The sequence below is a fragment of the Ensifer sp. ENS08 genome, assembly GCF_014852195.1.
In the GTDB taxonomy this organism is placed as follows: Bacteria; Pseudomonadota; Alphaproteobacteria; order Rhizobiales; family Rhizobiaceae; genus Ensifer; species Ensifer adhaerens.
Map to the genome: position 1 here is coordinate 651,877 of NZ_JACVBF010000001.1, position 20,983 is coordinate 672,859.

Below are 20,983 nucleotides of genomic sequence, written 5' to 3' on the forward strand. Positions count from 1 at the left end.
GCCGGCCAGAGGGGGGTATTATCCTCGCAACACAATGTGCGAGACCGTGACCATGCACCGCCTCGCCCACGCCCTCTCGGCTCAGACGACTGCCCCCCTCCTCCATGCCCAGACAATCGTCAACGGCGTCATCGCGATCTGCGATCCGCTCGGTAGCCTCTACTTGCCGGAGACGGGCACGCTGGTCGTCTCCGACCTGCATCTGGAGAAAGGCTCCGCCTTTGCCCGCCGCGGCATGCTTTTGCCGCCTTACGATACGCTGGCGACGCTGCGTGTGCTTGAAGCGGCGATCGCGCGGCACGACCCGAAGTTCGTCATCAGCCTCGGCGACAACTTCCATGACCGCGTCGGTTCGGCGGCAATGCCCGATGATTTCCGGCACATGATTGCCGCCATGGCGCACGGGCGCGAATGGGTCTGGATCAACGGCAACCACGACCCGGACGGCGCTTTCGGGCTGCCGGGCGCCTCGATGGACGAACTTGGCCATGCGGGCCTGACCTTCCGGCACGAGCCGAAGCGCGGCGATGCCGTCGGCGAGATCGCCGGGCACCTGCATCCGGCTGCAACGGTGGTAAGACGGGAAAGAGCGGTGCGCCGCGCTTGCTTTGCGACCGATGGCACGCGCATGCTGATGCCGGCTTTCGGGGTCACCACTGGCGGGCTCGATCTCAGGCACCGGGCGATGACCGGCCTCTTCGACCGCAGCAAGCTTGTCGCCCATATGCTCGGGCGCGACCGGATCTATTCGGTTCGCTTCGCCAATCTCATCGCCTGAAGAGGGCGGGGAAAACGGCGCGGCTCTCCCGCGCCGGGGATCCGCCGGTAATCAGAAGGCGTTGAAGGTCAGCGTCGTCAGCGAGCGCGAGATGCCCGGCACCGTGGCAATGTTGTCGTTGATGAACTTGCCGATGTCCTGGCCTTCTTCGATATAGACCTTGATGATCAGGTCGTAATCGCCGCTCGTCGAATACATCTCCGAAACGATCTCCTTGCGGTAGATCTCGTCGGCAACCTCGTAGGTCTTGCCGGGAGCGCACTGCAACTGGACAAAAATCGGTTTCATCGAGCTTCCTCTGTTTTTTATTTGCCACGGCATGCGCTGATGAAACGCATGCGGCATGCCTTTCCATAGCGCTCCGGCGCGCAAAAGGAAACGTCGGCGAAGATCGCCCGTCACTATTCCTTGCGGAAGATCACGCTGGCGCCCCAGCCGGTGATGACGGCGAGCAGCACAGCCATCAGACCATAGAGCAGCGGCTGCTGGTGTGCCGCCTGGGTGATGAACTGTTCCAGGCCGGTCTTGACGACACGCAGCGGCAGCGCCTTGGCGGCGACGAAGACGCCGTCACGGAAGAGATAGGCGCGAACCACATGCACGCCGTTCGGCACGTTGGCCGGCAAGCGCACCGAGGCCTTGAAGAGGCTGGAGCTGATGAACTGCACGCCGCCGGGATCGCGCTCGTAGACGCCGCTGGTCTCGCGGATGCGGCGGAAGGCGTTGCGGAATTCGCCGAGATTGCTGCCGTCACCCACGAAGCCGAGCGGCACCAGCCGCATGTGGTCGACGCCGATGCCCATGTTGCCCATCTCGCCGGGCGGCGCGATCGTCTCGATATCGCGCGTCGACGACAGCGAATAGGATTCAGGCACCAGCTCGAAGGTCATGGAGCTGGTGTTCACCCAGATGCCGAAGACGCGCTCCTTCTTACGCACCGTCGCGTTGTCCTTGGGCCCTTCGAGGCTGACGACGATGTTGTAGCGCCCCTGGGCCAGCAGGCCCTGATCGAAGCCGTCGACGGCGCCGAAGATCGTCAGGTCGGCGCCGCGGAAATCGGAAGTGATGGCGATCTCGTCGGTGGAGATGCCGATCTCCAGCTTCTCGGTGAAGTCGGCATTCTCGTCCTGGATGGCTGCCTGCGCCGGGGCGGCGAAAGCCAGAACAAGGAGAGCGAGAGCTGTGCGGGCGAGGCGGATCATCAGAAACCGAACCCCGCGGATACGACCGAATAGACGTCCTTCGGCGGAATGATGAGCTCGATTGCCAGACGGATGCCGACGGCAAGAACAAGCAAGGCCAGCAATGCGCGCAGCTGTTCGCCGCGCAGCTTCTGGCCGACGCGTACGCCGTATTGGGCACCGATGACACCGGCGATCATCAGTACGAAGGCGAGCACGATATCGACGGTGTAGTTGGTCGAAGCCTGGACGATGACCGTGTAGGCCGAAACGAAGATGATCTGGAACAGCGACGTGCCGACGACGACGTTGGTCGGGATGCGCAGGAGATAGATCATCGCCGGCACCATGATGAAGCCGCCGCCGACACCCATGACCGAGGTCAGGATGCCGATGCAGAAGCCGAGGGCGACAACCGGGATGACGCTCAGGTAGATCTTCGATTTCTTGAAGCGCATCTTCAAGGGCAGGCCATGCACCCAGTTGTGCTGGCCAGGGCGACGCAAGGTCGTCTGCTGGTTCTTGGCCGCCTTGCGCATGGCGACGACGCTCTCCCAAAGCATCAGGCCGCCAACGGTGCCGAGCAGCACGACGTAAAGCAGCGAGATCACCAGGTCGAGCTGGCCGAGGCGACGCAGCAGCGAGAACAGCCAGACGCCGACGGTAGCGCCGGCAAGACCACCGCATAAGAGCACCGTGCCGAGCTTGATGTCGATCGTGCCACGCCGGAAATGCGTGATCGCCCCCGAAATCGACGAGGCCACCACCTGGTTGGCACCGGTCGCTACCGCTACGACGGGAGGAATATTGTAGAAGATCAGGAGCGGGGTGATCAGGAACCCGCCACCGACGCCGAACATGCCGGATAGAAAGCCGACTGCGGCGCCCATACCGAGAATGATGAGTATGTTCACCGACAACTCTGCGATGGGCAGATAAATCGACACGCCGGGACCTCGATATGCCAACGGCCCGCGATGCGGGCGAACCAGTCAGTGTGGCAATCAAATCACCACGATTGAGGGAATATTCGAAGGGCCGGCACCTCTCCCGAGGGCGAGGCGGCCTCCGTCATGCACTCCTGCAGCGTTGCGCTTCCGCCAGGACGTGCCAAGGCCACGAATCGGACCTTGATTGCTGCATCGGCTCTTCCTTAGCCCGATTCCGATTAAGGAATTATGCAGCAGCCCGAGATTTCAACCTTTTCAGCCACATGGCGGATGGCTGCGCCACCCGCAACTCGTGTCGCCCGGCTCTGCGGCTTTATTACGGCGCAAGGCCCAGGGGTCAGGAATTGCGTTTCAGCAATTCCTTGACCAGCTGCTCGGTGATTTCGCCCGTCGGCTCCTGGCCGACCGACTTCTGGAAGGCCTTGATGGCGGCGACGGTCTTCTTGCCCATCTGGCCATCCGGCTTGCCAGCGTCAAAGCCGTTGTTGTTGAGGATCGCCTGGATGTTGCGGACCGCCTTGCTCATGTCGACGCTGGCGGTCTTGTTGGCCGGGCCAACCCAGGCATCCGGAACGTCGACGCTGTTTGCCTTGGCGTCGACCGGTTCAGCCTTCCAGGCTTCCGCCTTGGCCTTGGCGCTTTCGAGCTGCTCCGGCTTCATCGCCTTGGCAACTTCGTCGCGCTTGGCGCCGGCATCGAGATCGCCTTCGCGGGCAGCCGCCGAGAACCACTTGTAGGATTCCGTCAGGTCCTGCGGCACGCCGTTGCCACGGGCATAGAGAACCGCAAGGTTGAACTGGCTGTCGCGGATGCCGAGCTCGGCCGCCTTCGCAAACCACTTCGTTGCCTCGTTGAAGTCAGGCGCGCCATCGCGGCCGCTTGCCAGCATCACCGCGAGGTTGTGCATGGCGCTGGCGTTGCCCTGGCCAGCGGAAGCGATATAGAGCGCCTTCGCCTTCGCCGCGTCGCGCGTCACGCCGGTGCCCTTCTCGTAAAGGGTCGCGAGGCGGTACTGTGCCGGCACGACACCGGCATCGGCGGCGCGCTGATACCATTTGGCGGCTTCAGCCATGTTTTCCTGAACACCACGGCCCTCGGTGAAGCGCACGGCGATTTCGTAGAAGGCGAGCGGGTCGCCGCCCTTGGCCGCGGTCACCAGCGCGACCGGACCGAAACCTTCCGGCAACACGACGTCGGTGGGCACAGCGGCAGCAGCTGTCGTCGCCGGCGTCATCGCGGCGCCATCGGCCGGCGCGCTGGCAAGCGAAGCGTTCGCCACCGGCGTCGCTGCGGCCGGAGCCGGCTGGAACTCGGTGACCGGCGTCTTCGTTTCGGCGACCGGCGCAAGCATCGGCGCCTTGTCTTCGGGCGTTGCAAAGGTGGTCGTCGGCACGGTCGTTGCCGTCACCGCGATCGAGGCCTCGGCAGGCTTCACGGGCGTTTCGACGGAATCGAGCGGCGTCGCAACGGCCGTCTCAGACGCGGTAACCGGTGCTTCCTGCGCCGCGACGGTCGTGCCCTGCACCAGATGGTCGTCGGCGGCCTTGAACTCGGCTACCTGCGGAGTGACCGTCTGCTCGATGACCGCGACCGGTTCGACGGGCATCTCGTCCTTGTTCAGCATCGAGCTGACCAGCGGGTAGGACATGATCGCCAAAAGGACGGCGCCGACGGCCATGAGGATCGGCCGGCGATGGCGGGCGAAGGCGCCGCCGATGCCGGACGTCGCGGCCCTGTCGCCGGTCTTGTTGAGGGTGTCGGCCTCTTCGACGGCAAGCTGGGCGGCGCGGCGGGCGGCAGCGATGAAATCCGACTTGTCGCCATCGGCCGGCTGGATGCCCGCCTTGTTCATCTGCCCGGCGCGCACGCGTTCCAGGATCTTCTTCACGTCAGGAACGCCGGAGCCCGGCTCGAGCAGCTGGTTTGCTTCTTCCGGAGCGAGCATTTCGGAGGGATCGATCGACGGGGTCGGCTCGACGAGCTTGCGTGCCTGTTCCGGTGCCGGTTCCGAGCGCTTGCCGGAAAAGCGCCGGGTGAGGCCGGCGAGCAGGCCGGTGCGGGCGGCGGCAGCCGGCTCGCGCTCTTCTTCGAGTTCGACGGTCGAAATCTGCGCATCGTCGGCAAGGGCTGTTGCCGGTTCGGCGGGTTGAACCGCGACGGCCTGGTCCTCTGCCTGGAGGGCACGGACATTGCGCTGCAGGTCGTCGTAGCGATCATCAAGATCGCCGCCACCGAAGGGGTCGTGGAACTCCGGCTGTGCGGCGCGCGGCATCTGAGCCGCTTCGCGCACCACCGCCATGGCAGGCTGCGCCGCCATTGCCGGCTCGCGGTTTTCGATGCGCTCCAGCTTGTCGGCAATGTGGACGAGCGTTTCGTGCAGCGCCTCGAAGGTGCGCGCGGTCCGCTCCTCGCTGGAACGGCTCAAGTCCTCAAGCGTCCTTAAGTCTTCGGCGAGTGCCGAGATCGCTGCCAGATCGCCACCGGCGGAGGCCTGCGAAGGGCCGTTCTTGGAATAGGCTTCCATCACAGCTTCGGCGGCCTGGCGCGCGGCTTCCACGATGTACTCGTCGCTGGTCGAGAAATAGTCCTCGAGCGCGGTCATGCGGCTTTCGTAGTCGACGGGCATGGCGCTTTGGGCGACGTCCGCCCGCGGCTGGCTGACCAGCGTCGACAGGTTGGCAATCTGGGCTTCAAGGTTCTGAAGTGCTGCGCGGTCGTCGAACGGCGCGGCGTAGGTCTCTTCCAGACGCTGCGCGATACCGACCAGGCGATCTTCCAGCCGGTCGAAACGCGGATCGGACGCGGGCTGGGCGCCATGGGCGTCAAGCTCGTCGATCCGGCGGGCGAGATAGTCCAACCGTTCGGCGAGCGCGTCGTTGACGCTGCCCTGGTCGAGAGCTTCGATCTTGCGGGAAATGTCCGACAGGTAATCGTTGAGGTCTGACTGCGCGGTCCTGCTGCTGCGCTCCATCATCAGCGACAGCTGGTCCAGCCGCTCTTCCAAGCGGGCAGCCGCCTTTTCACCGGCGAGATCCTCGACCCGGACGGTCAAGGCTTCGAGGCGCGCACCGAGCCCACCGTCGTTCGGGCGCGACAGGCTGTCGATCTGGCGGGAGAGATCGCCAAGCCGGCTTTCCAGGCGATTGACAAAGCCGGAATCCAGCCCGGACGTCGTGCGAGTGTTGGCCGCGATGGCGCGGCTGATTTCGTCGAGACGGCTGTCGAGATCGGCAAACTGCGAGACGAGGCGGCGATCGTCCGGCTGGATCTGGCGACCGAGCATTTCGATCGCCTGGGCGACGGCGATCAGCTTGTCTTCCAGCGCGTCGACGGCGGAGCTTCCCTGGAGCGAGCCGATCTGCGACTTGATTTCGTCCAGGCGATAGGCGAGCGCGACCAGTTCGTCGTCGCGGTTCTGATCAAAGGCGATCAACCGGTCTTCGACACCGCTCCAGCGGTTTTCCATCCGGCGCATGCTGTCTTCGCGCGCGAGACCGTCGATCATCGCGCGCAGGTCGTCAAAATCGCCGCGCAGCGCATCGGCCTGGGCGGGCGATGCCTGGCGGCCGAGATGCTGGATGCTTTCGGCAAGGCGCTGCATGTCGCCGCGCACGTCTTCGGCAAAGCTGTGATCCTGCGCCTGCGCCTTGATGCCGCGAATTTCGGAGCGCAGCGAATTCATCTCGCGCGTCAGGCCGTCAGTGATGTCGCGCTTCAGGTCCTGGCGCAAACCGACAAGCGCTTCGGCGATATCGTTGACCGCGGAGGCGGGCCGCGGAGGTTGGCTGTGAAGCGGTTGCTGGCGCGGCTCTTCGACGAAGCGCTCGGAGACGGGGCGTTCGGGGGCATAACGTTCCGGCTCGCGCTGCGGCATCCGGTCGCGAAGCGTCGGGCGCTCGCGCGAGGTGCTGAGGCTGCGCTGGCGCTGCATGATTTCGGCGACGGCATCGCGGGGCGAGGCCGTTTCCCGCACGGGTTCGCGGGCGGGCTGGCGCTCGGGCGGCCTTGGCGCCGGGTCGCGGGCCGTGCCGCTCATCAGGCCTTCGATCCGCGCCTCCAGTCCTTCGATGGTGCGGTTCAAGGCGTCGAGCGACGGCCGCTCGCTATAGGACTGGCTGCCTGCGCGCTGAGGATTTGATCGCAATCCGCTCATGTTGTTCTTCGCCCCTGTCGTCGGCCATCTCGAAAGTCGTCACGGAAGAAAACTGCTTTCTTCACCCCTGTGGCGCTTCCGACGCGGGCAAAACTACAACGATGCGACGCCAGGACAGGTTGCAGCTTTGACCATCTCAACACGCACCTTTCACGAAACGTGGTAAACAAGCGGTTAACCTGCGGATGATTTTTTAACGATTTGGCAGGATCGTGCGAAGTTGAGGCGCCGCGGTGCCGCCGACCTCCCCCACACGCCACCAAACTGCACGACACGCAATTTTTGACGTTTACGCAAACGTCAAAATTTTGTAGCATCCGGCCAACGATGCGAGACCGCCCCGGAGCATCCCGCTGTCCCGTGGAAGCACGGGAGGGAGACGATGCCCTGGAATCAATGAGGATGGCGGCGCATCCGGCATCCTGCAACCGGGCGTCGACGACGAGAGACGGCAGCCCGAAGCACCAAAGGCGAGGAAAGAATGCCCATCTACAAGGCTCCGGTCGACGATACCCTCTTCATCCTGAACGACGTGCTCGGCATCGAGCGCTACAACAACCTGCCCGGATTTGCCGATGCGACGCCCGACATGATCGAAGCGATCGTCGGCGAAGCTGCCAAGCTTGCCGAAGAAGCTCTGTTTCCGGTCAACCTTTCCGGCGACCAGGAAGGCTGCAAGCGTCGCGACGACGGTTCGGTCAGCGTGCCGAAGGGCTTCAAGGAAGCCTTCGACCTCTACCGCGAAGGCGGCTGGCTTGGCCTTGCCGTGCCCGAAGAATTCGGTGGCCAGGGCCTGCCCTATACGCTGCACACCGCCGTCGGCGAATACATGTCGTCGGCCAACATGGCACTGACCATGTATCCGGGCCTCACCCAGGGCGCGATCGCCGCGATCCTCGTGCATGGCACGGACGAGCAGAAGCAGGCCTACCTGCCGAAGATGGTTGCCGGCACCTGGACCGGAACGATGAATCTCACCGAGCCGCATTGCGGGACGGACCTCGGCCTCCTGCGCACGAAGGCAGTGCCCACCGGCAACGGCGCTTACAAGATCTCCGGCCAGAAGATCTTCATCTCTGCCGGCGAACACGACATGTCGGACAACATCATCCATCTGGTGCTCGCCCGCATTGAGGGCGCGCCCGAGGGTGTGAAGGGCATTTCACTGTTCATCGTACCGAAGTTCAAGCTTGATGCCGCCGGCGAGCCGGGCGAACGCAACGGCGTTTCTTGCGGCGCGATCGAACACAAGATGGGCATCCACGGCAACTCGACCTGCGTCATGAACTATGACGAGGCCGAAGGCTATCTCATCGGCACGGAGAACAAGGGCCTCAACGCCATGTTCGTGATGATGAACGAGGCGCGCCTCGGCGTCGGCCTGCAGGGCCTTTCGATTGCCGAAATCGCCTACCAGAATGCCGCCAACTATGCGCGCGACCGCATCCAGGGCCGTTCGCTCTCCGGCCCGAAGGCGCCGGACAAGAAGGCCGACCCGATCATCGTGCATCCGGACGTGCGCCGCACCCTGATGACGATCAAGGCCTTCAACGAAGCCGGCCGCGCCTTCACGCTCTGGACCGCGCTCAAGTCCGACATCGCCCACCGCTCCGACAATGATGCCGACCGCCAGACGGCCGACGACGTCCTCGGCCTGATGACGCCGATCCTGAAGGGCGTACTTACCGACAAGGGCTTCGACCATGCCGTCATGGCGCAGCAGATGTTCGGCGGTCACGGCTACATCGAAGAACACGGCATGAGCCAGTATGTCCGCGATGCCCGCATAGCGATGATCTATGAAGGCGCCAACGGCATCCAGGCGCTCGACCTCGTTGGCCGCAAGCTAGGCCTCAACGGCGGCCGCGCCGTCATGGCGCTGTTCAAGGAGATCGGCGATTTCTGCGAGGAAAACCGCAGCAACGAAAAGCTCGCCGCCTATACCAAGGCGCTGAAGAAGGGCCTCAACGACCTGCAGGCGGCCACCATGTGGTTCATGCAGAACGCGATGGCCAAGCCCGACAATGCCGGCGCCGGCTCGACCGACTACATGCACCTCTTCGGTCTCGTCGTCCTTGGTTACATGTGGGCGAAGATCGCCAAGACCGCCGAGGAAAAGCTTGCCTCTGGCGAAACGGCGCGCGCAGACTATCTGAAGAACAAGCTGATCACCGCGACCTTCTTCATGGAAAGGATCCTGCCGGAAACGGCCCTGCGCAAGGCCCGCATCGAAACCGGCGCCGACACGCTGATGGCGCTTGATGCGGCCGCTTTCTAATCCCGCCGCGGGTTCGATCTAAAATGTTTTGACGGGCAGCACCTGACGGTGCTGCCGAAAGGGAGATGAGACATGACGAAAGTCTTCGTTTACGACCACGTGCGCACACCGCGCGGCCGTGGCAAGAAGGACGGATCGCTGCACGAAGTGCCGTCCGTTCGCCTGGCAGCCAAGATGCTGGAAGCGGTGCGTGACCGCAACGACCTCGACACCTCGACCGTGGACGACATCATCATGGGTTGCGTCGATCCTGTGATGGACGCAGGCGCGGTGATCCCGAAGGCTGCCGCCTTCGAAGCCGGTTATTCGACCCGTGCGCCTGGCATGCAGATTTCACGCTTCTGCGCCTCCGGCCTCGACGCCGTCAACTTTGGCGCAGCCAAGATCGCCCAAGGCGCCGACGACATCGTGATTGCCGGCGGCGTTGAATCGATGTCGCGCGTCGGCCTCGGCATGTCGGGCGGCGCCTGGTTCATGGACCCCTCGGTCAACCTGCCGGCCTTCTTCATGCCGCAGGGCGTTTCGGCCGACCTGATCGCCACCAAGTACGGTTTTAGCCGCGACGACGTCGACGCCTATGCGGTCGAAAGCCAGAAGCGTGCGGCGCACGCCTGGGAACAGGGCTACTTCAAGAAGTCCGTCGTGCCCTTCAAGGACCAGAACGGCCTGACCATCCTCGACCGCGACGAGCACATGCGTCCGGGCACCGACATGCAGGCGCTCGCCTCGCTCAACCCGTCGTTCCAGATGCCGGGCGAAATGGGCGGCTTCGAAGCCGTCGGCATCCAGGCGCATCCTGAAATTGAAAAGATCAACTACGTGCACCACGCCGGCAACTCCTCGGGCATCGTCGATGGCGCTGCTGCCGTGTTGCTCGGCTCCAAGGCCGGCGGCGAAAGCATGGGCCTGAAGCCGCGCGCCCGCATCCGCGCCTTCGCCAACATCGGCTCCGATCCGGCGCTGATGCTGACCGGCCCGGTCGACGTCACCGAGAAGCTTCTGAAGCGCGCCGACATGAAGCTGTCGGACATCGACCTCTTCGAGCTCAACGAAGCCTTCGCGGCCGTCGTGCTGCGCTACATGCAGGCCTTCGACATCCCGCACGACAAGATCAACGTCAACGGCGGCGCGATCGCCATGGGCCATCCGCTCGGCGCAACCGGCGCGATGATCCTCGGCACCGTGCTCGACGAACTGGAGCGCCGCGATCTCAACACCGCGCTCGTCACGCTCTGCATCGGCGCCGGCATGGGCACGGCCACGATCATCGAAAGGGTCTGACGATGGACGTGATGCGCCGCACCCTTCTCGGAGTGATGGGCCTGGGGCTGCTTGCAGCCGCGGGCTGCGTCTCCGACGAGGAGGAAGGCGGCGACAGCTTCACGCTCACCGGTGCGATCTCCAATGTCGCGAGCGGCCCGGTTCCGGCCGGCACCGTCACGATCCGGCTCGAAGAGCAGGGCGTGATGGACGTCGCCGCCAAGCTGATCGCCGAGACTTCGGTTGTCAGCGACGGCAAGGCCACCCGCGTGCCCTTCGTGCTGCAGGTGCCGAAGCCCGAACTCGACAAGGCTGTCGACGCGGGCTTCACCATCCGCGTCGAGCGCGACGGCCGGCTGATCGCCACCAACACCAGCAAGCAACGTTACAGCGGCGGATCGAACGTCTCGCTGCAGATCGAACCCATTCTCTACTGAGGGGGAGAACCATGACGAATTACACCAATTTCAAGATCGAGACCGACGCTGACGGCATCGCGCTCGTCACCTGGGACATGCCTGAGAAGTCGATGAACGTCTTCACTCAGGAGGTGATGGAAGAGCTCAACGCCATCGTCGACCAGACCACGGCCGACGCAGCGGTCAAGGGCGTCGTCTTTACGTCCGGCAAGTCGAGCTTCTCCGGCGGCGCCGACCTTTCGATGATCAAGTCGATGTTCACCTTCCAGCAGGAAGAAAAGAAGAAGGATCCGGATAACGCCGCCCAGAAGCTCTTCGACCTCGTTGGCCGCATGACCGGGCTCTTCCGCAAGCTCGAAACCTCGGGCAAGCCATGGGTATCGGCGATCAACGGCACCTGCATGGGCGGCGCCTTCGAGCTTTCGCTCGCCTGCCACGGCCGTGTCGCGTCGAATTCCAAGTCGGTCAAGATCGCGCTGCCGGAAGTCAAGGTCGGCATTTTCCCGGGCGCCGGCGGCACCCAGCGCGTGCCGCGCCTGACCAATGCGCAGGACGCGCTGCAGATGATGACGACAGGCTCGTCGCTGACGGCAGCCCGCGCCAAGGCGCTTGGCCTGGTGCATGAAGTCGTCGATGCCGACAAGCTGGTCGACGCGGCCAAGGCGATGATCAAGAACGGCCTGAAGCCGGTCCAGCCGTGGGACGAAAAGGGCTACAAGGTTCCGGGCGGCGGCATCTGGACGCCGGCTTCGGCCCAGCTCTGGCCGGCCGCTTCCGGCATCCTGCGCCGCGAGACCTACGGCAACTATCCGGGCGCCGTCGCGATCCTGAAGTGCGTCTATGAAGGCCTGCAGGTACCGTTCGACACGGCGCTCAAGATCGAGCAGCGCTACTTCACCGAGATCCTTCAAACGACCGAAGCCTTCTCGATGATCCGCTCGCTGTTCGTCTCGATGCAGGAACTCGGCAAGGGCGCCCGTCGTCCGGCCGGCGTGCCGAAGTCCGAATTCAAGCATGTCGGCGTCGTCGGCGCCGGCTTCATGGGCGCCTCGATCGCCTATGTGACGGCTGCTGCCGGCATTGCGGTGACGCTGATCGACCGCGACATGGAAGCGGCCGAAAAGGGCAAGGCGCATTCGGAAGGCCTGGTCAAGGATTCGATCGGCAAGGGCCGCCTGACCAAGGAAGAGGGCGAGGCGCTGCTTGCCCGTATCACCCCTTCGGCCGACTACAATGACCTGAAGACCGCCGGCCTCGTCGTCGAAGCGGTGTTCGAGGATCGCCAGGTCAAGAAGGACGTGATCGAGAAGGTGGAAGCGGTGATTGCCGAAGACGCGATCTTTGCCTCCAACACCTCGACGCTGCCGATCACCGGTCTTGCCAAGAACTCCAAGCGCCCGGGCCAGTTCATCGGCGTCCACTTCTTCTCACCGGTCGAGAAGATGATGCTGACGGAAGTGATCCTCGGCAAGGAGAGCGGCGACAGGGCGCTCGCCGTGGCACTCGACTATGTCGCGGCGATCAAGAAGACGCCGATCGTCGTCAACGACACCCGCGGCTTCTACGTCAACCGTTGCGTCTTCCGCTACATCCACGAAGCCTATGACATGCTGATCGAAGGCGTGCCGCCGGCGATGATCGAAAATGCCGCCAAGATGGCCGGCATGCCGGTCGGCCCGCTGTCGCTCAACGACGAAGTGGCGATCGACCTCAGCCAGAAGATCCTCAAGGCCACCGTCGCCGACCTCGGCGAAAAGGCTGTCGATCCCAAGCACCTGGCGCTGATCAACAAGATGGTCGACGATCTCGACCGTCGCGGTCGCAAGAACGGCAAGGGCTTCTACGAGTATCCGGCCAAGCCCGCCAAGAAGTATCTGTGGCCGGAGCTGAAAACCCTCTATCCGCAGAAGAACGCAGACAAGATCGATGTCGAGGTGCTGAAGCAGCGGCTTCTCGCGACGATCGCGCTCGAAGCGGCCCGCACCATGGAAGAAGGCATCGTCACCGATCCGCGCGAAGCAGACGTCGGCTCGATCCTCGGTTTCGGCTTTGCTCCCTACACCGGCGGCACGCTCTCCTACATCGACGGCATGGGCGTGAAGGCCTTCGTCGAGATGTGCGAGACGCTCGCCAAGGATTATGGCAACCACTTCAAGCCGACGGCACTCCTCAAGGAAATGGCCGAACGCGGCGAGACCTTCTACGGCCGCTTCGACCCCTATGGCGAGAAGAAGCAGGCGGCGTAAGGTTCGCTGAATAGCATTGGAAGCAGGCCCCTTGAGGGCCTGTTTTCGTTTGAGCACGGCCTGCTCGAGGCCCTTGCCGGCTTAGCGCCCACCCGGCCGCCATCACTCTGTTACGGTTGTGGTGCTAGGCCTGCGCGGATTGAACCACACTCCATGACGAAGCCATGACCAAAGCCGCCCTCCGCCCCGCCGTCCCCGGCGACGAACCCTATCTGCACTGGCTGGAAGAAGCCTGCATGCGCAACTATGCGATCGCGCTTTGGGGCAGCTGGCAGCCTCGGCTGGCGGATGCACTCATCCTCGGCGAGCATCGCATCATCGCCGTGGGGCACGAGGATGTCGGCTGCGTATCGGTCACGCGGCGCGAGGACCATTTCTGGGTGAACAAGCTTTACGTCGCGCCCGGTCACCAGAAGTGCGGCTACGGTGCGATCGCGCTTCGCCAAGTGTTCGTTGAAGCAAGGGCGATCGGCCTGCCCGTGCAGCTCAGCGTGCTGACGACCAATCCGGCGGTGGCGTTCTACCGCCGCGAAGGTCTTGTGATCTATGAAGAAACCGCCGAGCGGCGCTTCATGACGTCCGGCGTGCGTTAAGCTTATCAGCATCTTCTGATTGACGCTCTTCGCGCGCAGGCGCATCCTCCGCGAGGTCAGAGGGGGACACGCCATGAGCGAGCCTGATCTCTATCTTCTTGGGCGCGCCGGGCCCGAAGAAGAACGCCTGAAACGACAGATTGCCAATCTCGCCCCTGATTCCGACCAGCAGCTCGAACGGGTCGGAATCCGGCCGGGCGAACGCGTCGTCGATCTTGGCTGCGGCCCCGGTGGGGTTCTGCACCTACTTGGCAAACGCGTCGGGCCAAACGGATCGGTGCTCGGCATCGAACGCGATCCGAATTTTGTCGAACTCGCCCGCCGTTTCGTTGCCGGCCATGCGCTCCCCCAGGTGGATGTGCGCGAGGGCGATGCCTATGCGACAGGCCTGCCGCGCCGTTCCTTCGACGGCGCTCATATGCGGCTGGTGCTCGTCAACGTGCCGCGGCCAGAGCTGATCGTGCTCGAAATGGTGTCATTGGTACGGCCGGGTGGCTGGATTGCGAGCTTCGAGGCCGATTTCCTCGGACATATCTGCGATCCGCCGCTTGCCGCCTGGGACCGGCTGCTTGCCGCCTATGTCGCCTATTCCGCCGCCAGAGGCATCGACCTCAATATCGGTCGCCGGCTGCATCGTCTGTTCCGGAACGCCGGTATCGAGGCGATATCCGTCGACGCTGTCGAGCATGTCTATCCGCCGGGTCACGACCGCCGGCCGATCCTTCGGGATTTCATCGACAATGTCCGCGGCGGGCTTGTCGCCGAAGGCTTCATCGGCCAGGCCGAGCTCGATGCCGATCTGGAAGCACTCGACCAGCATCTTGCCGACCCAAACGTGCTCGTGACCTCACACATGTTCTTCAGGCTGACCGGCCGTGTTCCCGAGGCGCTCGTCATCAAAGCATGACGACGATTTCCGTCCGTCCCGTATCTCTAAGCGGCGGCACCGGCGCTCCGATGCGCCAGTCGTTCGCCGACGATGATCAGCAGGCCGGCCGCAAAGATCAGCCCGGCGCCGGCAAAGACGTTCATGGCCGGAACGTCGCCCCAGATCAGGAAGCCGAGTCCGAAGGCCCAGACGAGCGAGGTATATTCGAACGGCGCGATCACTGAGATCGGTGCCCGGCGCATACCCTCGAACAACGCGTACTGGGCGATGCCGGCGATGACGCCGGTTCCGGCCATCAGCGCGACGTCGAAGAGCGCAGGCGGCGTCCAGAAAAAGCCGACGGCAAGCCCGGTCATGCCGATGAAAAAGACGTTGGAGATCGTCATCTGCACCAGGGTCGTTTCCTGAAGTGCCGTCTTGCGCAGCATGACAGTGCCGATCGCCCAGAAGACGGCGGCGATAAGCGCCAGGAAAACCGGCAGCGACAGTTTCATGCCGGTGCCGAGCGGATCGCAGGCGATGAGCACGCCAACGAAGCCGATGAACACAGCGAACCAGCGGATCGGCGGCACGTCCTCCTTCAGGATCGGTACAGCAAGCAGCGTCACGATGATTGGCGCGGCGTAGTAAAGGGTGGTCATCTCCGCCAGGCCGAGGTCGCGCGCCGCGTTGAAATAGGAAAGCCAGGCAGCGAGCAGCAAAAGATTGCGCACGAAGAGCGGTTTGATCACCGGCGACGAGATGGCGCTGCGCACCAGCTTGCCGCGACCGATCACAAGGCAGAGCAAGAGAATGGTGATGCTGCGGGTAAACAGGATCTGCCAGACCGAGTAGCCGACGACCAGCCATTTGACCGACGCATCCTGCAGCGAAAACAGGAAATAGGAAAACGTCGTCATGACGATGCCTGACAGGACGGTCTTGTTCATGGGAGCCTCGATCACGCCGGCGGGAGGAGAAGCGGCGGAGCCCGTCTGATAGCGCGGCCGCGACGGGCGCGGAAGGGGCATGTCGGGGCGGCGCTGTGGCGATTTCTTGGGGTGGCTTGCACCACAGATCGGACAGCAAGCTTGATGGAGATCAAGAACCGGCGCTTGCGCCGCTGCTAGAAGGCAGCGATAACGACCATGAAACTCGGGTCCCAACGACATGCAGCCGCTCGCCTTTGCCCTTGCCGCCCTCGTCCTGCTCGCGACGCCCGGTCCGACGAATACGCTGCTTTGGCTCTCCGGCGCATCGGCCGGGTTTCGCCGGTCGCTGCCGCTTTTGACCGGCGAGCTCGGCGGCTATCTCGCGGTGATCATTCCCGCCGTCGCGTTGCTCGCACCGTTCCTTGCCGCCCATCCGAACCTCGGCCTGGCGCTGAGGCTCATTGCCGCCTGCTGGGTTCTCTATCTCGCCTATGCGCTCTGGACGACCGATGCCGAGCGCAGCGAAGGTGTCGTCATCTCCATCCGACAAGTCTTCGTCACGACGCTGCTCAATCCGAAAGCCCTGATCGTCGCCCTGGTGCTGTTGCCGCAGACAGGACTGGCAGCCGTCTGGCCCTGGATCGCCGGCTTCTCCCTGCTGGTCATCGCCGCCGGGTCGACCTGGATCGGGGCCGGCGCCCTGCTGGTGCAGATGTCCAAGGGTCTTTCGGCTTCGCACCTGCCGCGCCGGATCGCCGCCGTCTGCCTCTCGCTCTTCTCCGTCGGCATCGCCGGCAGCGCGATCGCCGCCATGCACTAGAAAAAATCCCGGAGGACCAGCACGTGTCCTCCGGGAAATCGATCGCTATGCGCGGCCAAACGTTGTGCCTCAGGCAGCAACCGCCTCGCCGAGCTCCTTGGCCAATGCCCCCATCAACTCTTCCCAGCCTCCGCGACGGTACTCGAGCTTGTCGAGCCCGTCGAGGAAGGCCACCTGTTCGGTAAAGACGAGGCGCGTGCCGGTGCCCGCAGGCTGGATATCGACCGTGGCGACGGAGGCCGAAATCCGCCTGTCGTTCTGCGTCATCGTATAGGCAAAGATGATCCGGCGGTTCTCGACGATATCGAGATAGACGGTATCGTCGTAATAGGTCGTCCCGTCGTCCACGCTGAAGCGACCGCTTTCGCGGCCGCCGACGCGGAAGTCGTGGGTGATCTGCGCCCCGGCTTCGACGTTGACGAACCAGCGCTCCTTTGCGGCTGGCTCCGAGAACGCCCTGAACACCTCAACCGGTGTCGCCTTGAAGCTGCGTTCAATGGTGAAGCTCGAATGTTCCACGGATCTGTCGATCATGTCCTGCCTCCTCTGGGTCGGAAACCGATGGTTTATACGAAACTGGTTTCGATTGTGAACTGCTATAATTTTGAAATCAGTTGAACGTTAACGTCAGTGATGCGATAATGCAAGCGGTTTTAAAGAGGTGCCAATGAAGGACGACATGCGCTCGGGTTGCCCGATCAATCTTTCGCTCGAAGTGTTCGGCGACAAATGGAGCCTGCTGATCATTCGCGATATGATCTTCGGCGGCAAACGGCACTTCCGGGAGCTGCTGCGATCGCAGGAGGGCATCTCCTCGAACATCCTGGCGGACCGGCTGAAGATGCTGGTCGAACAGGGAATGCTGACGAAGCGTGACGACCCCACGCACAAGCAGAAGGCGATCTACAGCCTGACGGAAATGACGATTGCGCTCGTGCCGATCATGGCCCAGCTCGGTGCCTGGGGACGGCGCTACCTGCCGGTCAGCGAAGAGCTCAGCATTCGCGCCGAACTCATGGAGAACGGCGGCCCGGCGCTCTGGGATCGCTTCATGGACGAACTGCGGCACGACCATCTGGGGATGCCGCTCGATGGCCCGCCGCGGGTGCGCGCCACGCTCCAGGCCGCCTATGAAGAGGTGGTCGCCAGGAAGGCGCAGGAAAAGGCGACGGCCTGACCTTCGCCCGGCGGCCCGTTCAGAGCCCGATCGCCGAGAGCATGACGAAGGTGGCAAACAGCACGAAATGCGTCATGCCCTCGATGGCGTTGGTCTGGCCGTCATTGAGGTTGATCGCGGCAACGATCAGCGTGATCGTCACCATCACCGTCTGCACCGGCGACATCGCCATCAGGAACGGCTGGCCGGTATAGAGCGCGATCGCCTCCATCACCGGCACCGTCAGGATGACGGTCGAAAGCGAAGCGCCGAGCGCGATATTGACGACCGCCTGCATGCGATTTGCGAGAGCGGCGCGCATGGCGGTCATGATCTCCGGAGAGGCGGAAATCGCCGCGACGACGATGGCCGTGACAGCGGGCGGTGCACCGCTCCCTTTCAAGCCCGATGTCAGCAGCGACGACATCACTTCCGCCAGCACACCGATCAGCACGATGCCGAGGATCAGGATCACGATCGACGGCAACACCGGCTGGTCGGGGCCGCCCTCTCTCGCGCTCCCCTCGCCCTTCGCCTTCGGATAGCTGTAGCTGAAGAAGTAGCTGTGCACGCCCACCTGCATGCGCAGGAACAGGGCGTAGAGCGTGATCATCGCGCCGATGGTGAAGGCCGAGTAGAGATGCCATTTCGCCGCCGGCACGAATTCCGGCACGATCATAGAAATCCCCATCGCCGTCAGGATCATCACGCTGTAGGTGCGGGCGGAATCGTCATTATAGGGCTGTTCGCCGTGCTTCAGACCTCCGAGAAGGGCTGCGAGGCCCAGGATGCCGTTGATGTCGAGCATGACGGCCGCATAGATCGTGTCGCGCACCAGCGTCGGCGAGGTCTCGCTGGTCATCATGATCGCCAGCACGACGACTTCGACGAGCACCGCCGAGAGCGTGAGGATCATCGTGCCATAGGGATCGCCGACCTTGGATGCCAGAACCTCGGCGTGATGCGACACCCGCAGCGATGCAAGCACGATCGCAACCACCAGACCGGCGGCACCGAGAAGCGTTGCGAGGCGCCCCATCTCAAGCAGGCGATCTTCGAGCGCAAGCCCGGCGACCGCGGCAAGCATGGCGACGATCAGCAGGCGTTCCGCTTTCATGCGCATCAACAAAACGCCCTCCACCGAAAGCCTGTCCTGCCCATCACCGGAACTATAGGGGCCGCGTCCCGCAAATCAAATGACGGAAAGAGGACTATTTTCCTCCCGATTCTTTACCGCCCTGCAGCGTTTCGGTAGTGTGGCCGGGAACCAAAGCAGCAAGTGGCCGCCTGCCCGGCCTGGATCTCTCGTCATGTTGTCTCACGGCACGATCTGGCACGCTATCGACACCCTGGCCGAGCGCCACCAGCTCTCGCCGTCCGGCCTCGCGCGCCGTGCCGGCCTCGACCCGACCTCCTTCAACAAATCCAAACGTCGCTCCGCCGACGGGCGCGAGCGCTGGCCCTCGACAGAATCGATCGCCAAGGTGCTGGGGGCGACGGGCGCCACCATGGACCAGTTCACCAGCCTACTGCAGCCGGAGGGGGTCCCAGCGCCTTCCGAGCCGGTGGCCGCTGCCACGATCCCGCTGATCGGTTTTGCCCAGGCGGGTGCCGGCGGCTACTTCGACGATGGCGGCTTTCCCGCCGGTCAGGGCTGGGACGTCATCGACTTTCCGACGGATGCGGAAAAGCGCAGCGGCACCTATGCGCTCGGGGTCCAGGGAGACAGCATGCTGCCGCTCTACCGCGACGGCGACATCCTGATCGTCGACCCCGGCGCGCCGATCAGGCGTGGCGATCGGGTTGTGGTGAAGACGCAGGAGGGCGAGGTCATGGCAAAGGTGCTCACGCGCCAGACGCCGCGTGTGATCGAACTTCTATCGCTCAATCCCGAGCATCCGAACCGGAGCTTCGAGACCAGCCAGATCGAATGGATCGCCCGAATTATCTGGGCCAGCCAATAGGACGTCCTTCCTGATGCGGCAGCATTTCTACACCCTTGCCGGCGGCATCGCCGCAATCGCCCTTTTCACCGGCATCCTCTATGCGGGCGCTATTGCCATCCGCGACCGTGAGACCGCCGCCACACCGGAACTCGTTCTCGAAACGCCCGACATGACAGATTTCGAGGCGACGCCGGATCAGGCCGACGACGAGGTCCCGCTCGATCCCGGCGGCGCGGCGACGACCAGCGAACAATCGCCCACGACGGAAAATGCGGCACGCGCCATCGAGCCACAGCAGTTCGGCCTGCCCGATACGGTCACCAGTGCGCCGCTCGAACGGGTGGAACCGCGTGCGCCGTTGTCGGAACCGAAGAAGGAAGCGAAGGCCGCCGGGCCGACCGTACTCTATCGCCCGGTCGCGGTCGCCGCCGGTGTGATCCAGTTCGACAAGCTGACGCTGCAGATCGACGGCATCGAGCCGGAACAAGCGGAGCGGACCTGCGAAAGCGCCGGCAAGAGCTGGCCCTGCGGCATCGTCGCGCGAACCGCCTTCAGAAACTTCCTGCGCGCACGTGCGGTCAGCTGCGATCTGCCCGAAGGAGATTCCGGCCCTTCGGCCACCGCCTCCTGCACGCTTGGCGGACAGGATCTTGCCACCTGGCTCGTCGACAATGGCTGGGCAACGCCGGTTCCCGGCTCGACCCTCGAAAAACGCGCCGACGCAGCACGCGAGGCGAAGCTCGGTTTTTACGGTGACGATCCGCGCGACCTCAGCCACACGCCGATGACATTCGACGATCCGACCCTCGGCATCGGAGTGGACGCTTCGCAGCCGGACTTGTAAATAGCCGCGACAATTCCCAGCTCTCGACCGGCTGCCGAAAGCGGCAGACGGCTCAACTCTTTGAAACGACGCAATTCCGGATCAGGAACCGTCCCATCCCTGGAATCGCTCTACCGCCGGAAAGCCCATGCAACCAAGCCTCAGCCACCACGAAGCTCTCATCTATGTCATGGTGATGATGTCGGCGGTCGACCGCGAGATGAGCGACGACGAGTTTGCCCGCATCGGCCGGCTGGTTCAGTTCCTGCCCGTGTTCGACGGCTTCGACGAGGACAGCCTCGTCCATATCGGCCATGAATGCTCGGCGCAGCTGGCGGCGCCCGAGGGGCTCGACATCATGCTCGAGATCGTGCGCGAAGCGCTGCCGGAGAAGTTCCACGAGACGGCCTATGCGCTCGCCGTCGAGATCGCGGCCGCCGACCAGCGCATCCGCAACGAAGAAATCCGCCTGCTGCAGTTGCTGCGCGACCGGCTTGGCCTCGACAAGCTGACCTGCGCCGCTATCGAGCGCGGCGCGCTCGCCCGCTTCCGCCGATAGGCCGGCCGGTGATCACGCCTA

19 protein-coding genes are annotated in these 20,983 nt (G+C 63.8%); 12 read left to right on the forward strand and 7 right to left on the reverse strand.

The features are described from left to right. Nucleotides 1–52: 52 nt before the first annotated feature. A complete protein-coding gene (pdeM, locus tag IB272_RS03050; protein ID WP_060581904.1) occupies nucleotides 53–778 on the forward strand; it encodes a ligase-associated DNA damage response endonuclease PdeM in 726 nt (241 codons plus the stop codon). A gap of 51 nt (nucleotides 779–829) precedes the next feature. Here pdeM and IB272_RS03055 read toward each other — a convergent pair whose 3' ends face one another. The 4 genes from IB272_RS03055 to IB272_RS03070 form a co-directional block, all read right to left on the reverse strand. Then, a complete protein-coding gene (locus IB272_RS03055; protein WP_034797129.1) occupies nucleotides 830–1,066 on the reverse strand; it encodes an Lrp/AsnC ligand binding domain-containing protein in 237 nt (78 codons plus the stop codon). Nucleotides 1,067–1,179: 113 nt separating this feature from the next. Further along, complete coding sequence (locus IB272_RS03060) at nucleotides 1,180–1,980, reverse strand: TIGR02186 family protein (RefSeq protein ID WP_060522335.1); 801 nt, start codon at nucleotides 1,978–1,980, stop codon at nucleotides 1,180–1,182. Next, nucleotides 1,980–2,906: a sulfite exporter TauE/SafE family protein gene (locus IB272_RS03065; RefSeq protein WP_034797131.1), complete on the reverse strand. Its 927-nt coding sequence runs from the start codon at nucleotides 2,904–2,906 to the stop codon at nucleotides 1,980–1,982. The genes IB272_RS03060 and IB272_RS03065 overlap by 1 nt, the downstream gene beginning before the upstream one ends. 340 nt (nucleotides 2,907–3,246) lie before the next feature. Continuing rightward, the gene (locus IB272_RS03070) at nucleotides 3,247–7,062 is read right to left on the reverse strand and encodes a peptidoglycan-binding protein (protein WP_113135398.1); all 3,816 of its coding nucleotides are present in this window, start codon (nucleotides 7,060–7,062) and stop codon (nucleotides 3,247–3,249) included. Between the two features lie 481 nt (nucleotides 7,063–7,543). Between IB272_RS03070 and IB272_RS03075 the strand changes: the two genes are divergently transcribed. The 6 genes from IB272_RS03075 (at nucleotide 7,544) to IB272_RS03100 (ending at nucleotide 14,765) form a co-directional block, all read left to right on the forward strand. Continuing rightward, nucleotides 7,544–9,340, forward strand: a complete 1,797-nt coding sequence (locus tag IB272_RS03075; RefSeq protein WP_034797133.1) for an acyl-CoA dehydrogenase C-terminal domain-containing protein — start codon at nucleotides 7,544–7,546, stop codon at nucleotides 9,338–9,340. Nucleotides 9,341–9,412: 72 nt separating this feature from the next. Continuing rightward, a complete protein-coding gene (locus tag IB272_RS03080) occupies nucleotides 9,413–10,621 on the forward strand; it encodes an acetyl-CoA C-acetyltransferase (RefSeq protein WP_034797134.1) in 1,209 nt (402 codons plus the stop codon). 11 nt (nucleotides 10,622–10,632) lie between these two features. Continuing rightward, nucleotides 10,633–11,037, forward strand: coding sequence for a YbaY family lipoprotein (locus IB272_RS03085; protein ID WP_162727257.1), 405 nt, complete (start codon nucleotides 10,633–10,635; stop codon nucleotides 11,035–11,037). 11 nt (nucleotides 11,038–11,048) lie between these two features. Continuing rightward, on the forward strand, nucleotides 11,049–13,265 hold the full coding sequence (locus tag IB272_RS03090) for an FAD-dependent oxidoreductase (RefSeq protein WP_060581865.1): 2,217 nt from the start codon (nucleotides 11,049–11,051) through the stop codon (nucleotides 13,263–13,265). Nucleotides 13,266–13,429: 164 nt separating this feature from the next. Continuing rightward, a complete protein-coding gene (locus IB272_RS03095; RefSeq protein ID WP_060581864.1) occupies nucleotides 13,430–13,858 on the forward strand; it encodes a GNAT family N-acetyltransferase in 429 nt (142 codons plus the stop codon). A 73-nt stretch (nucleotides 13,859–13,931) separates the two neighbouring features. Beyond that, the gene (locus IB272_RS03100; protein ID WP_034797138.1) at nucleotides 13,932–14,765 is read left to right on the forward strand and encodes a methyltransferase domain-containing protein; all 834 of its coding nucleotides are present in this window, start codon (nucleotides 13,932–13,934) and stop codon (nucleotides 14,763–14,765) included. Nucleotides 14,766–14,791: 26 nt separating this feature from the next. Here the strand turns inward: IB272_RS03100 and IB272_RS03105 are convergent, their stop codons facing one another. Continuing rightward, a complete protein-coding gene (locus IB272_RS03105) occupies nucleotides 14,792–15,676 on the reverse strand; it encodes a DMT family transporter (RefSeq protein WP_060581863.1) in 885 nt (294 codons plus the stop codon). 220 nt (nucleotides 15,677–15,896) lie between these two features. Between IB272_RS03105 and IB272_RS03110 the strand changes: the two genes are divergently transcribed. Continuing rightward, complete coding sequence (locus tag IB272_RS03110) at nucleotides 15,897–16,478, forward strand: hypothetical protein (protein WP_060581862.1); 582 nt, start codon at nucleotides 15,897–15,899, stop codon at nucleotides 16,476–16,478. Between the two features lie 69 nt (nucleotides 16,479–16,547). Here IB272_RS03110 and IB272_RS03115 read toward each other — a convergent pair whose 3' ends face one another. Further along, nucleotides 16,548–17,012, reverse strand: coding sequence for an SRPBCC family protein (locus IB272_RS03115; protein ID WP_060581861.1), 465 nt, complete (start codon nucleotides 17,010–17,012; stop codon nucleotides 16,548–16,550). Between the two features lie 133 nt (nucleotides 17,013–17,145). On the opposite strand from IB272_RS03115, the gene IB272_RS03120 reads away from it, so the two are divergent. Further along, complete coding sequence (locus tag IB272_RS03120) at nucleotides 17,146–17,655, forward strand: helix-turn-helix domain-containing protein (RefSeq protein ID WP_060581860.1); 510 nt, start codon at nucleotides 17,146–17,148, stop codon at nucleotides 17,653–17,655. A 19-nt stretch (nucleotides 17,656–17,674) separates the two neighbouring features. On the opposite strand, the gene IB272_RS03125 is transcribed toward IB272_RS03120, so the two are convergent. Further along, nucleotides 17,675–18,757 (reverse strand): calcium:proton antiporter, encoded by a 1,083-nt coding sequence (locus tag IB272_RS03125; protein WP_034797145.1) that lies wholly within the window; start codon nucleotides 18,755–18,757, stop codon nucleotides 17,675–17,677. 187 nt (nucleotides 18,758–18,944) lie between these two features. Here IB272_RS03125 and IB272_RS03130 point away from each other — a divergent pair, with 187 nt between their 5' ends. The 3 genes from IB272_RS03130 (at nucleotide 18,945) to IB272_RS03140 (ending at nucleotide 20,962) form a co-directional block, all read left to right on the forward strand. After that, nucleotides 18,945–19,598, forward strand: coding sequence for a helix-turn-helix transcriptional regulator (locus IB272_RS03130; RefSeq protein WP_060581859.1), 654 nt, complete (start codon nucleotides 18,945–18,947; stop codon nucleotides 19,596–19,598). 13 nt (nucleotides 19,599–19,611) lie between these two features. Then, complete coding sequence (locus tag IB272_RS03135) at nucleotides 19,612–20,424, forward strand: thermonuclease family protein (RefSeq protein ID WP_060581858.1); 813 nt, start codon at nucleotides 19,612–19,614, stop codon at nucleotides 20,422–20,424. Nucleotides 20,425–20,551: 127 nt separating this feature from the next. Next, nucleotides 20,552–20,962, forward strand: coding sequence for a tellurite resistance TerB family protein (locus IB272_RS03140; RefSeq protein WP_034797150.1), 411 nt, complete (start codon nucleotides 20,552–20,554; stop codon nucleotides 20,960–20,962). Nucleotides 20,963–20,983: the final 21 nt, after the last annotated feature.

What these genes read in the sequence shown, in the direction of transcription:
- IB272_RS03110 (WP_060581862.1), top strand. Translation starts at nt 15,897, where the DNA reads ATGCAGCCGCTCGCCTTTGCCCTTGCCGCCCTCGTCCTGCTCGCGACG.
- IB272_RS03075 (WP_034797133.1), top strand. Translation starts at nt 7,544, where the DNA reads ATGCCCATCTACAAGGCTCCGGTCGACGATACCCTCTTCATCCTGAAC.
- IB272_RS03130 (WP_060581859.1), top strand. Translation starts at nt 18,945, where the DNA reads ATGTTGTCTCACGGCACGATCTGGCACGCTATCGACACCCTGGCCGAG.
- IB272_RS03120 (WP_060581860.1), top strand. Translation starts at nt 17,146, where the DNA reads ATGAAGGACGACATGCGCTCGGGTTGCCCGATCAATCTTTCGCTCGAA.
- IB272_RS03090 (WP_060581865.1), top strand. Translation starts at nt 11,049, where the DNA reads ATGACGAATTACACCAATTTCAAGATCGAGACCGACGCTGACGGCATC.
- IB272_RS03140 (WP_034797150.1), top strand. Translation starts at nt 20,552, where the DNA reads ATGCAACCAAGCCTCAGCCACCACGAAGCTCTCATCTATGTCATGGTG.
- IB272_RS03100 (WP_034797138.1), top strand. Translation starts at nt 13,932, where the DNA reads ATGAGCGAGCCTGATCTCTATCTTCTTGGGCGCGCCGGGCCCGAAGAA.
- IB272_RS03070 (WP_113135398.1), bottom strand. Translation starts at nt 7,062, where the DNA reads ATGAGCGGATTGCGATCAAATCCTCAGCGCGCAGGCAGCCAGTCCTAT.
- IB272_RS03105 (WP_060581863.1), bottom strand. Translation starts at nt 15,676, where the DNA reads ATGAACAAGACCGTCCTGTCAGGCATCGTCATGACGACGTTTTCCTAT.
- IB272_RS03060 (WP_060522335.1), bottom strand. Translation starts at nt 1,980, where the DNA reads ATGATCCGCCTCGCCCGCACAGCTCTCGCTCTCCTTGTTCTGGCTTTC.
- IB272_RS03125 (WP_034797145.1), bottom strand. Translation starts at nt 18,757, where the DNA reads ATGCGCATGAAAGCGGAACGCCTGCTGATCGTCGCCATGCTTGCCGCG.
- IB272_RS03085 (WP_162727257.1), top strand. Translation starts at nt 10,633, where the DNA reads ATGCGCCGCACCCTTCTCGGAGTGATGGGCCTGGGGCTGCTTGCAGCC.
- IB272_RS03115 (WP_060581861.1), bottom strand. Translation starts at nt 17,012, where the DNA reads ATGATCGACAGATCCGTGGAACATTCGAGCTTCACCATTGAACGCAGC.
- pdeM (WP_060581904.1), top strand. Translation starts at nt 53, where the DNA reads ATGCACCGCCTCGCCCACGCCCTCTCGGCTCAGACGACTGCCCCCCTC.
- IB272_RS03135 (WP_060581858.1), top strand. Translation starts at nt 19,612, where the DNA reads ATGCGGCAGCATTTCTACACCCTTGCCGGCGGCATCGCCGCAATCGCC.
- IB272_RS03055 (WP_034797129.1), bottom strand. Translation starts at nt 1,066, where the DNA reads ATGAAACCGATTTTTGTCCAGTTGCAGTGCGCTCCCGGCAAGACCTAC.
- IB272_RS03080 (WP_034797134.1), top strand. Translation starts at nt 9,413, where the DNA reads ATGACGAAAGTCTTCGTTTACGACCACGTGCGCACACCGCGCGGCCGT.
- IB272_RS03095 (WP_060581864.1), top strand. Translation starts at nt 13,430, where the DNA reads ATGACCAAAGCCGCCCTCCGCCCCGCCGTCCCCGGCGACGAACCCTAT.